The sequence below is a fragment of the Colwellia sp. MB02u-10 genome, from assembly GCF_014077185.1.
Lineage (GTDB): Bacteria > Pseudomonadota > Gammaproteobacteria > Enterobacterales > Alteromonadaceae > Cognaticolwellia.
Genome location: NZ_JACGVK010000111.1, coordinates 46,659 through 61,588, shown reverse-complemented (window position 1 = coordinate 61,588; position 14,930 = coordinate 46,659). Strand labels below are relative to the sequence as shown.

At 39.1% G+C, this 14,930-nt stretch carries 11 protein-coding genes and 1 pseudogene; 6 read left to right on the top strand and 6 right to left on the bottom strand.

Features of this window, described 5'->3' with window-relative positions:
* Positions 1 to 81: 81 nt before the first annotated feature.
* The 5 genes from H4J59_RS07605 (at position 82) to H4J59_RS07585 (ending at position 7,030) form a co-directional block, all read left to right on the top strand.
* Complete coding sequence (locus H4J59_RS07605) at positions 82 to 381, top strand: hypothetical protein (RefSeq protein WP_182238197.1); 300 nt, start codon at positions 82 to 84, stop codon at positions 379 to 381.
* The gene (locus H4J59_RS07600) at positions 378 to 3,200 is read left to right on the top strand and encodes a hypothetical protein (protein WP_404852009.1); all 2,823 of its coding nucleotides are present in this window, start codon (positions 378 to 380) and stop codon (positions 3,198 to 3,200) included. The genes H4J59_RS07605 and H4J59_RS07600 overlap by 4 nt, the downstream gene beginning before the upstream one ends.
* Positions 3,201 to 3,599: 399 nt before the next feature.
* The gene (locus H4J59_RS07595; RefSeq protein ID WP_182238195.1) at positions 3,600 to 5,129 is read left to right on the top strand and encodes an AMP-binding protein; all 1,530 of its coding nucleotides are present in this window, start codon (positions 3,600 to 3,602) and stop codon (positions 5,127 to 5,129) included.
* Positions 5,130 to 5,211: 82 nt separating this feature from the next.
* Positions 5,212 to 6,117: a TauD/TfdA family dioxygenase gene (locus H4J59_RS07590; RefSeq protein WP_182238192.1), complete on the top strand. Its 906-nt coding sequence runs from the start codon at positions 5,212 to 5,214 to the stop codon at positions 6,115 to 6,117.
* A gap of 76 nt (positions 6,118 to 6,193) precedes the next feature.
* Entirely contained in the window at positions 6,194 to 7,030 is an 837-nt protein-coding gene (locus H4J59_RS07585; protein ID WP_220469754.1) for an SDR family oxidoreductase, read from the top strand.
* Between the two features lie 644 nt (positions 7,031 to 7,674).
* Here the strand turns inward: H4J59_RS07585 and H4J59_RS07580 are convergent.
* Entirely contained in the window at positions 7,675 to 9,165 is a 1,491-nt protein-coding gene (locus tag H4J59_RS07580; RefSeq protein WP_182238190.1) for an NAD(P)/FAD-dependent oxidoreductase, read from the bottom strand.
* A gap of 613 nt (positions 9,166 to 9,778) precedes the next feature.
* Here H4J59_RS07580 and H4J59_RS07575 point away from each other — a divergent pair.
* Positions 9,779 to 10,006 (top strand): annotated as a pseudogene (locus H4J59_RS07575) (LysR substrate-binding domain-containing protein); the annotation flags it as partial.
* A 93-nt stretch (positions 10,007 to 10,099) separates the two neighbouring features.
* On the opposite strand, the gene H4J59_RS07570 reads toward H4J59_RS07575, so the two are convergent.
* The 5 genes from H4J59_RS07570 to dinB form a co-directional block, all read right to left on the bottom strand.
* On the bottom strand, positions 10,100 to 10,612 hold the full coding sequence (locus tag H4J59_RS07570) for a hypothetical protein (protein ID WP_182238188.1): 513 nt from the start codon (positions 10,610 to 10,612) through the stop codon (positions 10,100 to 10,102).
* 168 nt (positions 10,613 to 10,780) lie between these two features.
* Positions 10,781 to 11,440, bottom strand: a complete 660-nt coding sequence (locus H4J59_RS07565; RefSeq protein ID WP_182238186.1) for a tetratricopeptide repeat protein — start codon at positions 11,438 to 11,440, stop codon at positions 10,781 to 10,783.
* A 39-nt stretch (positions 11,441 to 11,479) separates the two neighbouring features.
* Positions 11,480 to 12,298: a thermostable hemolysin gene (locus H4J59_RS07560; RefSeq protein ID WP_182238184.1), complete on the bottom strand. Its 819-nt coding sequence runs from the start codon at positions 12,296 to 12,298 to the stop codon at positions 11,480 to 11,482.
* A 380-nt stretch (positions 12,299 to 12,678) separates the two neighbouring features.
* Complete coding sequence (locus H4J59_RS07555) at positions 12,679 to 13,563, bottom strand: MBL fold metallo-hydrolase (protein WP_182238182.1); 885 nt, start codon at positions 13,561 to 13,563, stop codon at positions 12,679 to 12,681.
* Positions 13,564 to 13,782: 219 nt separating this feature from the next.
* The gene (gene dinB, locus H4J59_RS07550; protein ID WP_182238180.1) at positions 13,783 to 14,856 is read right to left on the bottom strand and encodes a DNA polymerase IV; all 1,074 of its coding nucleotides are present in this window, start codon (positions 14,854 to 14,856) and stop codon (positions 13,783 to 13,785) included.
* Positions 14,857 to 14,930: the final 74 nt, after the last annotated feature.

The window sequence follows — 14,930 nt, the reverse complement described above, 5'->3', positions numbered from 1 at the left end:
TAAGATCTCCATCGGTAGATTATATTGCTAGATATTACAGGCAGCTCAGAGTAGATTAATCACTATAAGGCAGGTTCAGTTTTGTATATCACTACGTCTCCGTTTTTACCTGATCCGTTCACTATTCTGAATGATTTAGCCGCTAACCTAAATAAAGCTAAGCAACAAGACTTGTCCACCAAGAAAGCTTCTGCCAGAAAAAATAATTCATTGCTATTACCATTCTCTGACTTCTTATTAAAAGTCGTCTGCTGCTGTGATTATTTTCCCGTTGAAAAATTAACTGTTCAAAATCTCATTAAAGCGCATGCAAAAAAACCGACTTATTATGTAATTCTCTTCGCGGCAGTGCTTTCCGTACTGACATTGTGGAAAGAATGATCTTGATAAGAGCGGCATGGCTTATGTTATCTAGCCTTCTTTTTTGTTCTTCCGCTTTTTCCAACGTTCAGGATGACTATTTTGAAAATATGATCACTCTTCAGGTGCACAGCTACCTGCAGCAGGAATTTGTTGAGGTAATGAGCGACTATGACGGCGGTATTTACCTGGATATCGAAGGCTTTTTAGAGCTTACCGAGCTCACTGAATATACTCAGCTTTCTATCGATCAGGGAAAAAACACACGGCTGATGGCGGGCAGCCTGTTTCCCGACAGGCAGGATGACTATTTTGAAAATATGATCACTCTTCAGGTGGGCAGTTACCTGCAGCAGGAATTTGTTGAGGTAATGAGCGACTATGACGGCGGTATCTATCTGGATATTGAAGGTTTTTTAGAGCTTACCGAGCTCACTGAATATACTCAGCTTTCCATTGATAAAGACAAGATCACACTACTGATGGCGGGCAGCCTGTTTCCCGACAGGCAGCAGCGGCGGATAATAACCGAGCTGAAAATGCTTAACCGTATAGAAGTCGATGGCAGGTTGTATATTGAGAAGGAGACTATTGCTGAGCTTCTCCCCCTAAAAGGCGTTAAGTGGATAGCGGAAAAATACACGTTGAAAATATCACCAGATTTCAATCTGCCGCTGGATAATAGGGTAAACGCGGAAAGAAGAAAGCGCAACATAGAAGCGGATAAAAATAACCAGCAAGCCGCTTCGAAGAACGACCTGTTTATGAAAGCGGATCGTAGGATGATTGACCTTGGCATGCTTAAGCTCAGGTATGATATCAATGATTTTAGCAATTATTTTAAGAAAGAGGAGACAAAGGGAAATCTGGAGATGGAATACAGCTCCCAACTGCTCTACGGTGATTTTAATGTCAGGCACAATCTTTACGCCAGTGGAGAGCTGCAGGATATCAGCCTGAAATATCCTTACCTGCTTAAGGATAAAACCGTCACTCTTGGTGATAACTATGTCACGGGCAACGATATCTTGGGTTATAACGGTAAAATCCGCGGGATATCAGTCAGTAACAACGACTACAGTGTAAAGCGTTCCGGCAGGGAACTCACTATAAGAGGGGCGGCGCCCAAGAACTCAATGGTTGAAATCTATCAAAACGGCAAGGTAGTAGACTATCAAACGGTGGAAGGAAAGGAGTATCAGTTTACTCTGGATATGAGAAGTCAAAAAGATGCCTTCAAGATAAAGATATATGACAGAAACGGTGTCCTCATTGAGGAAGAAAGTATCAATGTGATGTCGGGACATGATTTTCTCTCGCAGGGAAAGTGGGATTATGATTTTTTCTATGGTCAAAACACAGGCGGAGAAAACCTTTCCTGGGATGATAAGAAATATGGCATCGCTTACGGCTTGACCAACAACCTCACCTATTCCTTTAACTATTACGATACCCGCAATGAAGACAAGCTGTATCGATATGCAAAGCACTACGCGGGATACCGTTTTTCAACTTTAGCTGTGCCCTTAGTCATAAATTTTTCCTATTATGATTCTCTGGAAGACCCCAGCGAGGGTTATATCACCGAATTGGAAACCGAGCTATTTTCTCAACAATTTTATTACAGTTATGAGCAGTACAGTAATCGATTGGCTCAGGATGAAAGTAAGGAAAGCTACCAGGAAGCTGAGATAAGCGGGGATTATGGCCGAAGTGATTATTTTGTCCGGTTTTCAACTAAGAAGTACCTGAACAGGATAAAGCAGAAATACGATACGGGCTTAAGTTATGACATTAGCAGAAAAATTCGAATGGATTTGGATCTTGGGAAAACCGTTACTATAGATAATAACATCAGGGATAATAACATCCGAGATAATAACCGAAGTGCTAATTACACTGGGAAGATAGGTTTTTATGCCAACCGGGAAGATTTTACCTACAGCTTAGATGCTGGGTATAATACGAGCAGAGATTCAAAGTGGCAGTATACCGGCAAAATTAGAAAAAGATTCGGTCAGCACAGTAAATACTCCTTTAACATTGATGTGGATTATAATGAAAATGATCATTTCAGCTTAGGAATAAGTTTCGAATACAAATTTAATACGTTTTTAAAGATGGACTATAACTACAGCAGCGGCGACAGAGAGCAGAAACACAGAGTTGGCGCCAGCTATGAACAAGTTATTAATTTGAAAAAACCCTTCACGCTTAACCATGCCCGAACCCCTGATCAGGGTTATGTTGAGGGGGCTGTATTTATTGATAAAAATGGCAACGGGAAAATGGAGCGGGATGAAAAACCCCTTGCAGGGGTGGGAGTCGGTATAGGTCAAAATAAGGTAAGGACCAATAAAGCGGGGCTTTTTTACCTTTCCGATGTTTCTCCCTATCGAAACAACAAACTGCGTTATGATTATTCAGGCACTATGATTGATCCCACACTCAGCGCGGATGATGTTAAGGAAATCAAGCTTATCCCCGCATCGGGTAAAAAAGTGGCTGTGGGGCTTGTGCCCTTGTCCCTGATTATGGGCTCAATTACCCTACCTTCAGTAGAGCGTAAAATCAGGAAAAAGTTTTTCAGCTATGCGGAAATAATAGTTGAAAAAGACGGTGTCTACTACCGCAGTATAAAGCCTGAATACGATGGTTTTTATGTTGTTCAGGATTTGCAGCCGGGAGAATATTCCCTGAAAATAAACTACCTGGGCAGTGAAACAGTAACCCTTAAAAAGGATGTTCTTGAGGTTGTTGTAAGCTCAGGAGAAACTGGCGATTTTTATGAGGGAATGGATTTTAAAGTAACGGACATTAAAGCTAAAAAACTCAATTGAAATCAAAAAGATAGTTAATTAACCATTTAACTTTTGCTTTTAAATAGACCTGATACCAGGCAAATATTAGCACTGGACAACCTAATACTAAAACGTTAAATATTCACCACTTCACACGAGATAAAATCAATAGTACTGCTGCATAGGAGTTAACTGAATAACGTGCTTAGCCAGCAAATGCCATCACAGAACTAGATGATTAACAGCCCTTTTGCAATGGTTTGACTTACCTGCGAAACCAACAGCTACCAGTGCATAAAGCGCATCAAGTAAACAAAACCAAAAGCATAATGTTCCTCTTTGTGTTGAGAAATTTATCTCACGCTTAAGACTGCGTTAAGATTTTTCATAGATACTTGCTTTAATAAAATCCTAATGGATTCATTTAAAGGAAGTATCATGGAAAAGCTGTTTCAAGTATTACGCTCGCGCGCTGATTTTTTTCCTCATCAAACTGCTTTAATGACAGATGCGGGTGATCATCAAGACATCATTTCTAATCAGCAATTATGGCAAAAAATAGCGAGTGTAACCGCGGTTTTTACCCAAGAAAAAGTGCAGTGCGTTGGGCTGTATATGGATAACTGCTCAGAGTGGATTATATGTGATTTGGCTGCCGCTAGCTTAGGCGTGACCTTGGTGCCCATTCCACTATTTTTTACGCCAGCACAAGTTGGACATTTAGCGAAAAGCGCACAACTAGACGCCATTATAACCAAGCAAGCTTTAACGCTGGCGCTTAACACTAACGAGCACTTACATTTTGCTGTTGCGAATAACGCCGCACCTAAGCTTTTACCACTTACTGACACCCTGCTATTGCCTCTATCGGGCGATTACCGCCTTGATCGTGAAATTAATGCGATTAACGATATCGAGGCCGTGACTAAAATTACTTATACCTCAGGCTCTACCGGAGAGCCTAAAGGGGTTTGTTTATCCAGTGCGAACATTGCCGCTGTGTGTGAAGGCATTGAAGCTTCAATGGTTCAAATGCCCAGATCAGATCATTTATGCGTTATGCCGTTAGCGACATTATTAGAAAATATTGCCGGGGTATATATTTGCTTACTTCGAGGTGGAGCGGTAATAACCGCGCCATTAGCCACGCTAGGTTTTGTGTCTAATGTTGAATTCGATATTGAAAAACTCGTCAATAAAATTGCTTTGCATCAGGTTGGCAGCGTTATTTTATTACCACAAATATTAAAATACTTAGTGCATGCAGCAAATACAGACGTTTTAGCTCAATGCGCCAGCTTACAGTTTATCGCGCTAGGTGGAGGCAAAACATCGCCACTTATTTTGCAACAAGCGATAGATATTGGGCTACCTGTTTATGAAGGCTATGGTTTATCAGAATGTTGTTCGGTGGTCAGTCTTAATTTACCCCAACAAAATAAAGTAGGCAGTGTTGGTAAAGCACTACCTCATGTGCAGGTAAGTATTGCTGCAGATGGCGAGATCATGATTGATGGTCAGGCAATGCTGGGGTATTTAGGTGAATTAAAGCCAGTACCTGAACAAATTCATACCGGTGATTTAGGCTATATAGATGCTGATGGCTTCATCTATGTGTCAGGTAGAAAAAAGAACATTATTGTCAGTAGTTTTGGCCGTAACATTTCTCCTGAGTGGGTGGAGGCCAGCTTAACGTCGTCGTCGACTATTGCGCAAGTAGCGGTTTTTGGCGAAGCTCGTCCTACTTTGTCAGCGGTAGTGGTTGCCAGTCATAAAAACCCGCTTGCGATACAAAACGCTATTGATGAGTGTAATAAAAGCTTACCCGATTATGCGCAAATTCATCATTGGTTGCTAGCTGATGCCCCTTTTAGTACTCAGTCAAATACGCTTACCAGTAACGGACGTATAAAAAGAAAAAATATTGAATTGGTCTATGAAGACAAACTTGCTGCACTTTATTCATAATTTAACCGTATTTATTATTAGTACTCGCTATTAGCAATCACTGTTAGCAATCACTATTAGCACTTATTATTAGGACATCAGTATGACAAACATTATTTCGGCTACCACCCACACAGCGCTAAATAATATTGAAGTGGTTAACCAAGCCAAACAAAAATTAAATGATAACGGCTGGGTATTGCTGCGCGGGTTTGATGCTAGCTTGCCAAAATTTAGTGAATTATTAACACAGTTTTGTCATGAGCTAACCTTTGATCCCGCACGTGAATTTGCTGATAAATCTAGCCAAAAAGTTAATGCGGGTACAGACGCAGTAGGTTTACATATAGAAAATGGTAATACACCTTTCCCACCAAACTTGGTGGCTTTTTATAGTGAAAAAAGCGCTAAACAGGGTTCTCAAACGACCTTGTGCGACGGCGCTGAACTTTTTCAAAATATGTCAGCACAGTTACAACAAGCATGGCAGCAAACGGTGACTGTTTCACGACGTTTACCTTCCCACCTTTGGCGCCAGTATGTGGTTAATCAACACCCAGAAGTTAACGGTTTAGCTGAGGTAACTGAAAAACATTTAGCTGATTTTATAGCGATTAATCAACATCAAAGAGGGAAAATAAACCCTGATGATAGTTTAGATTACGCATTAGATATTCAGCCTTGTTTACCCATTAAGGGCCTTGCTAATCAAGAAGCGGAGAAAGGAACATTCACAGAAGAAAGCCAAACTGAGCAATTCGCCTTTGCCAACGCACTGTTAGGTCCTTCTTTTAATTATGAAAAACCCAATTATAGCTTTGCTAATGGTCAGCCAGTGAGTGAAGCATTAATGAAACAAACCGCTGAGCTTGCTGAAAAATATACTCAAGAAATTCAGTGGCAAGATGGCGATATAGTCATTATTAACAATAAACGCGTATTGCATGGTCGCAGAGCTATTACTGGCAACTTAAGCGACAGAGCACTTTTTATTGGAATGGGTTACTAAGCCTTAATTTTTTACAAAACACGTTAAACAATATTTTTAGCTCATGCTATAAACTGCATGACCAGAGGCTCTGCAAATGACCAATAAATTCAGTAACACCATGACCAATAATAATATTTTACTCACTGGCGCAACCGGGGGCATTGGACAAGCGTTTAGCCAACTATTGTTTAGCTCTGGTGCTAACTTGGTTTTAGTCGGTCGAAATCAAGCGAAACTAACGCAATTAAAAGCCGAATTATTGGCTTCAAATCCAGAGGCCAAAAACTCAGTGGTTAGCTTTGTGGTAGATATTTTACAGCCAGCACAACGTGCTCACCTAATTGCACAATTAGCCTTATTGCCGTTTGAAGTTAATTTATTGATCAACAATGCTGGGGTAAGTCAATTTAAGTTATTTGAACAAGCTAGCGAAAGTGAAATAAGTCATATTATGACGACTAACACTATCGCCCCTATGCAACTAACCCAAGGGTTATTGCCCTTACTTAAACAGTGTGACAAGGCACAAATAATCAATATTGGCTCTACTTATGGCAGCATAGGTTTTCCTGGCTATACGGCTTATTGTGCCAGTAAATTTGCTTTAAGAGGCTTTAGCCAAACATTATCAAGAGAACTAGCCGATAGTAATATTCGGGTTAAGTATCTTGCGCCACGCGCCACTCAAACGAGTTTAAATAGTAGTGAGGTAGAGAAATTAAATGCTGAACTGAATAGCACTGTCGATTCAGCCGAAACTGTGGCTAAAGCATTACTCACCTTAATCATGCAATCAAGTGAAGAACGCTACATAGGTTGGCCAGAAAAGATTTTTGTTCGAATCAACCAATTATTTCCCTCACTTGTTAGTCAATCAATTATAAAACAATTACCTATTATAAAAAAATATGCCAATAGTAGTTCAGTGTGATTTTTTCTATAACTTTACCCTTAATGTAAAAGTCGAATAAAGTGGGAACCCTCTACATAAAGATGGCAACACCAAATAACTAAAATTAACTAAAATTGGCAACTGACAATCCTATGCGTTATATAGCAAAAGCTAGCTATCGTTCACTCTTTAGGTCAACTGATCGCTAAAATTTAACCTTAGGTTTAGTCTGTTTAATGGTAAGAATAATGAGCACACTGCGGCCATTAGCAGTATTTGAGTTAAAATCACTTTGTGCGCTTTATATAGTGGAATTTAGCAACTCGTTAATTATAACGTCCGCTTCAAGCTGCCGTTATAATTCGATAAATGAACATTTACAGTTAACCTAAGTAGTCATTAAAGCAGCGCTTTGGTCTATCACGCTTCAGGGCACTTAGCGAGATAGCAAATTTGTCAATTCATGGCCAAACAAGTCATATTTACCTATCTTGTTTGTTTTAGCGATTGATCACCTGTGGATATCAAAATCTGCAAGTATTTGCACGCGTGAGCGTATTGAGCAGTTTACTTGGTCAGATCATTATGCGATAAAACGCAGCTTGAGGTTAAAAACAGATAGCTTTAAAAAGTAACACGCTCATAGTCATAAAAACAAGTAACAATACGCCGCTTGTTTGATATTATGCCTCTTCTCTGAGTAAACATCGTCCTCTTGGTTCATCACCTTCATGAAGTACAACGTCGGAATGTAGGAACTGTGCCGCCTCTGCTGAGCCTTTCACTTTAGAAGCACTGCGGGCCAACATTTCTGCTTCAAACTCAGTTAATACACTTGCTCTTACACCCGTTTCTCGCCATTGAGACATAGGTCTACATCCTATGGATATGCCCCGAGCTAATGATAGCGCGTCTAACAGAGCTTGATTCGCCCCTTGTCCTTTAAATGGACTCATCGGGTGAGCTGCATCGCCGATTAAGGTTACTTTACCTGCTTTTTCCAACAATTCTGCATTGAGTAATTCACGGTCATAAGCAGGGTAACCAGAAACTAACGCTGACTTAGTAGCCGATAAAATTTGAGGAATGGGATCATGCCACTGACATCTTTTTGAGGCTTCTTCTTTAAGTGCTTGAGGGCCTTTAGCGCTCAACGCTTTAGCCTTCTCCTCTGATATAGGGAAGCTAAGTTGCCACATTACCGACTCTGAATCATAAGGCATGATGTAGATTCGTTCATGGCCATTGGCGGTTTGAAATACCGTAGCCGAGTCGAGCAAAGGGCTTTCAAGCCCGTTGAGATCAGCCAAAGGACAGATACCTAAAATCACAATACAACCTAGGTATTGTAGTGGTTTTATATCATCTCCAATCAATAATTTTCGTACCGAACTGCGGATACCATCGGCACCCACAAGCAGATCTGCCTTAACATGCTTTATTTCTGCGCTGCTCTCGTTCTTGGTCTTTCCTTTAGTGTTAACTTTAGTGTTAACTTTAAAGCTCAGATTAACGGCCGCACCTTCAGTTTCCTTAAAATCAACTAATTGGTGATCCCACTTAACCGCATCATGATCACCCAGTTGCTCAAGCAAAGCAAAGCGTAAAGATTGGCGGGCGATATGTATATTTCTGCGTTTCACAGAGGTCTTTATCTCAGACGGCAACCACTTTCTTATGCCCCATTCTCCAATCTCTTTACCATCAGTGGTGTGTACCACATGTCTTGTAGAAATTACGCCATGCCTTAGTGATAAAATACCTAATGCTTTGATTGCTTTACTTGCCTGTTGCAACGTGAGGCCATAACCTTGAGAGCGAGCACCAAAGCCGCTATCACGCTCATAAAGTGTAAAAGGAATACCGCGGTGTTTACATGCTACAGCCAAAGCTACTCCACCTATACCACCACCAATAATAGCAAGGTGTGGGTAGTTTTCTGTATCGGCTGTAGGATGACTAGCTGATTGAACTAAGCCAGAGCCGCTACAGTTCAAACAATCATAGAGGTGACCTTTAGGTCGAACGGGGGGCGTGCCTTGACCATTCATTTCTTCAAAGTGCGCTAACGCTCTTTGAAAGCTGAGTTTCACTTTTTTGCGCAGCTTTCTCCTTTTTTTGCTGCGTCCCTGACATTCCTGGCAAGTCGTCCAATTATGCTGTGTGTTTTCCAACTCGTTTTACCTTTTTGTTTCGCCATAAATGACTCAGTCACCATCTATAACGAGCATTTTAACCGATACAGTGGATGTTAACCTAATAGTATATTGTGGACGAAAGCGCCTTAGAGTATATATGCTAATGTCATCTATCCCTGCCTGTAGCAGACATTAGATTGAGAGTAGCGCTTGCAAGAAAAAGGAATAATTCAAATTAACTCATCTATGTCATCTTTTAGCGATAAACTGAAGTCTTGATGTGGTCAACTCTAGCTTGTGCTTTACACCAAGGTTAGCATTAACTGTTTGATGAAGAATGATTGATGTGGTGGCAGAGTTGTCCGTCAAGATAATAATCAATTTGGATTAGTGAGGCTACGACTTCTGCAAGGTTTTTAAAAGACATAGTCATGTGCAATATTTGCACATGGCTATGTCTATATTAGTTCATTCAGATTTTCACTCAGACGGATGCGCTGTTGAGACTATATGTTGTAAAAAGTGCAACAACTGAAAGGTTACTACTTGCGTGAGCCTGCCTATCACTTTTTTAGTTTTTTCTCGTTTTTATGCTCAATTATTCAACAACTTGTTGGATAGTTGAGCTGGTAATAGAGTCAGTAATGATACTGATATTGTTAGACGCTGGGCTGTTAGTGGAAAAGGTATTGCAAATAGAGCCGAAATAGATGTCGCAGAAGATTTACACAATGGAAAATTAGTAGCACTTTTACCTGATTTTCAGTCTCCAGTAGTGCAACTTCATTTAATTTGTCCAAGTAGGGAACAAGTTAGTCCAGCAGTAATCGCGTTCAAGGAATTGCTCAGAGAGAAATCGGCACAAATACAACTCTAAACCCCGATTCCTACAGTGTTATTACCTAGGCTATTTTAGAGTGTGTCAACTTTTTCGCTTCAAATATAGTGAGTACTTAGGGATTTTTTTAGGTTAGACTTTCTTCAATTGATGTAGTGTTTCAATAAACTCTGTAACAGCCTTGTCTTTAATATCAACTTCGAGTAAAACATTATTTTGTCCCTCAGAATCAATATAGAGCTCTTTAGTCTTGTAAAAAAAACCACCTATCAAAAAGAATAACCCCAATATAAACAAACCCCAATTGGATAAATAATCGCTACTAACTTCTGTTTCGCAGAAAAATATATAAGAACAACTTTCAATTGATTGACTGGTCCAGTGAAACCACAGCATCAATAACAAAGCTCCACAAAATGAAGTAAAAAAGTAATTTATAGTTTTTGTTCCGTATCGATTTATACCTTCAATAGGTAAAACAAATGAGTCATTTAATGCTTTGTAAAAAACAAATTGTTTGCTTATGCTCAGATTAACTTCTTCTTTGTTTTTTAGTTCTGACATAAAGCTATCTATGACGCCTATATTCTTATCTGAACCAGATACTGAAGTAATTATATTTTCTTTCTCAATATTTTGATTCATTAGGCCAACTTATTCATTTATTTAAAAAGTAAGTTTATTATTTTTTCTAATACTATACTACAGTATTATTACGTAATTTTTATACTCTTTCTTTCATAAGCCCACGCTAATAGTGCAAAATTCATTTCTTTTTTGTAGTCGCCATGATCCCATGCTTAAGGATTAAACTTAATGTTTCGCTATACTTTTATTCACTTTGGCAAGTAAAACTAAAACCTCTTGCTGTCTAAATTTATCAGCACTGGCTCGGTTAATTCGCTGTGGAGCCACTTGTGCTAATAATAGGTGCTCTTTTGCTTTTTTATACTGGTCTTGTTCGAGATAAAATTCAGCTAAGAAGTAGTTAATATCAATCCCCGTAGGATTCATTTTTACAGCGGCTTTAAGATGTTGTTCAGATTTGTCGTCATCACCAAAACTCAGTGGCCAACCAGGTACTTTAAGGTAAAGAATACCTAAACTGGTGTGTGCAGAGCCTTGTAAAGCGGTTTCATCCAGAGATAAAGCTTTTTCAAAAGCACTTTTAGCATCATCGACTAAAGAAAGTGCTCCTAAGCCACCTTTTGCCCCCGCAAAACTAGATTGTACAATACCGTGCCAAATCCAAGCTTCGGCATGGTCAGGGAATTCAACGGTTAGTTTTTTTGATGCTTGCTGTAACTCGGTAAACTCGTTTTTTTGTGCCTTTTGAGTTTTAACATAATTAGCTTCTACCCACTGTTGCTGTATGGCGAGTAGTGCGTCATCAAAATTAAGCTTACTGATATTATTCGCGTAAACGTTGCTTACAAGGCAACAAAGGAGTGTTAATAATGTGAATTTTTTCATGGTAATACCTTTTTATTAATCATATAAATTAAAAGCTTTTTAACTTAGTTGCTGACATGTTTGGGCAATTTGTTTATCAAGTGATTTAAACATTGCTTGATACATTGGCAGTCGGCCTATCAAAGCGATAACATCGGACAACGACACAGCAATAACCTTTGGATTAGTGGCATAATAACTGCCCCAATCATCAGTCGATGTTTGAATTTTATTCTGGTAAGCATCACTAAGGTGAGTGCAATGCACACCTGATTTAGCCATTAAATTAACCACCTTTTCTGTACCTGAAAACACCATGTATTTATAGTTTAGATAAAACAAAGAAACGGCTGTGATCATAAATAACGGCAGAGTGAACCGTTGATTGTTACTAAAAAGATGGCCTATTTCGACAATATCTTTTCTGTCAATATTATTTTTTACAAACACAGCTTGTTGCTCAATAGCACCGGAAAGGTATTGCTCAACAAATAAATCGTCTTGACCACTACGAATGCCTAAAGCCGCTTTATAAGTACCATTACACAGAGCCAACAAATGAGGCATAGTCACTGAAACTTTCGCCTGATAGCTCTTGAGAAAACCTTGTTTGATAAATTGCTCAATCTCGCTTCTTTGCTTACTGCCCAATGCCGCAACTTGAATATCAAAATTAAACTTTTGCTTAACAAGTGAATTATTACTTGTTAAGTGGGCACTTGGTGAATGGGTACTTGGTGAATGGGTACTTGGTGAGTATGGAGTTGGCGTAGTCTTATTTGACAATGGCTCAGGCGATGTCAAATTAACTGAATAATCTTGATATATTTCAGTTGAAGTTATCTCGTGTACTTGATGGCTTGAAATTGTGTTTAACATTATAACTATCTCCTGAAAAGTTCATAATGTCATTCTATTACTGAAATCTTAAAGTAAGCTTAAGTAAGCTAAAATTATGTTAATAAATCATCTTATTTTTCACTTTCATGTTTGAGTAACTTAAACGCAAAAATTCAGTTCGATAAGCCGTTAGTGATGCAAAGATAATGATCATTGAGTAATGGCCATGCCACCCAAACATACCTTACAACCTGTAAACTCTACGTATAAAAAAAGGGCTATTAAAAAGCCCTTATAGGTAAATTATCTCTAGTCGGTCAGCTAAATACAGTTTTGTTGGACTTTGTATTCACACAGCCAAGAATTATAACTCACCTATTACTTTGACTCAGCACCTGTGACTTTAAGTCAGCAAACTATTACTTTAAGTCAGCAACCAAAGTTTTCAGCCACTTCTCTTCAGTAATAAATGCCCAAGACAAATGCTGATATTTTTCACCCATACCTTCGTTAAGTATTTGCTGTTCAGATTTTCCTGCAGCAAGTGCCGCAGACACTTTATTGATACTAAACTCCACCATTGTCGCAAAAGCTAGCATATGGCTTTTGTCGGTTAACTTGCCATGACCTGGAATGATCACTACATCGTCAGGTGTGTTTTTAAGCATGTACTTAACGTTGGCTAAATAGCCTTTAACACTACCACCACTTTCTAAGTCGATATAAGGAAAACCCACTTCAAAAAATAAGTCACCGGTATGTAATACGTTCGCTTTTTTAAAGTAAACATAGGTATCGCCGTCAGTATGGCCGCTCGGTAAATGTGTTAGCTGAACTTCTTCGTCAGCTAAATAAATAGTAATACCATCTTTGTAGGTTACTACCGGCAAACTTTCTACTTCATGGTCCGCTTTGCTGCTCAACCGGTTGCGAACATTCTCATGGGCAAAAATTGGCGCTTTATGTGAAAAAAACTGATTACTGCCAGTATGATCACCGTGATAATGCGTATTAATGATATATTTAAGTGCTTTATCCTCAATGCCTTTCATTGCCGCTTCAATTTTCTCAGCTAATGGGGCAAATTTATCATCAACTAATAGCAAACCTTGTTCTGTGGCTAACACGCCAATATTACCACCTGGGCCTTGCAACATATAAACACCGCCGGCAGCGGGTTGCACAGTTATATCAGCATCGGCCATTTCTTGCGCATGCAATGAAACACTCAATAATGTACTCACGACTGCACTCACTAAAACGCTAAAAAGTGTAGTAGGTAGCACTAAAATTTTTTTTAACATGATTTTCCGCCATTTTTAATATGATTAAGACTTGAGAATTCAAAGCATAGATTAAATCCTATTAATAGCTTTAAACTTCTGTCATTAAATTGGTGTTTGTATTAGTTGATATGGATTATTTTACTCTATTAAACCGTACTTAGATCACTTTGCCCTAGCATTACACCTTTCAAAGGAAATAAAAAATAAACACTAAATTAACAAAAATAAAACATAAGACTAAAATAAGGCTAACTGACTTTGCTTATCATGACTGAGCTGCTCAGTAAAACCCAATGACAAGCCTATTAAACGCACTTTTCGATTATTAGCTCGGGTCATAGCTTTTTGTAATAACTCAATAAAAACAGCTTCAAGACAAGATTTTGATTGAATATCAACCGTTGTTTGCTTAAAGTCGGCAAACTTAATTTTTACTGTTTGTTTGCTAATTTCACGATCGGCATACTTGGCTAAGCGCAGTTGTAGTTTACTAAATAAACTTATTAGTATTGCCTGGCACTGTTCAATGGAGTCAATATCGTCTGCCAGAGTAGTTTCAATTGCCAGTGATTTTCTAACCCGTGAGGTTTCAAGTGCTCTGTCATCTATACCAAAGCTACGTTGGTATATAACGTTAGCGAATTTACCGACTATAGTGTGTAGTTTTGCTACCGAACTAACTCTTACATCGGCGCAGCTTTCAAAACCAAAAGCTTTTAGCTTTTCACTGGTTTTTGGCCCAATGCCTGGGATTTTTTTCAGCGCTAAATTAGCCACAAAAGCGCTGACATTTTCTGGCGTAACCACACATTGGCCATTGGGCTTATTTTCATCGCTCGCAATTTTAGCTAGAAACTTATTGGGCGCAATACCAGCCGACGCGGTGAGATTAAGCTCGTTATAAATATCACGGCGTATTTGTTCGGCAATTAAGGTAGCGCTACCATAAAAAAACGGTGAGTCAGTGACATCAAGATACGCTTCATCTAACGACAAAGGTTCAATTAAATCAGTATAACGGTGTAATATGGCGCTAATTTGTTGCGATACTTGTTGATAAACTGACATACGGCCATTAACAATAATCAGTTCAGGACAAAGGGCTTTCGCCCTAGCGTTTGGCATAGCGGAGCGCACACCAAACTCTCTCGCCTTATAGTTACAAGTACACAACACACCTCGCGGCCCATTGCCACCAACAGCAATAGGCACATGACGCCACTGGGGATTATCACGCATTTCAACAGCGGCGTAAAAGCAGTCCATGTCAATATGAATTATCTTTTTTTGCGGAGGCTTATCTTTAAACATTTACCATGCCATATAAATAAATTGATGTAAGATATAACAATATAGACCATAACTGTATATAAACACAGTTACCT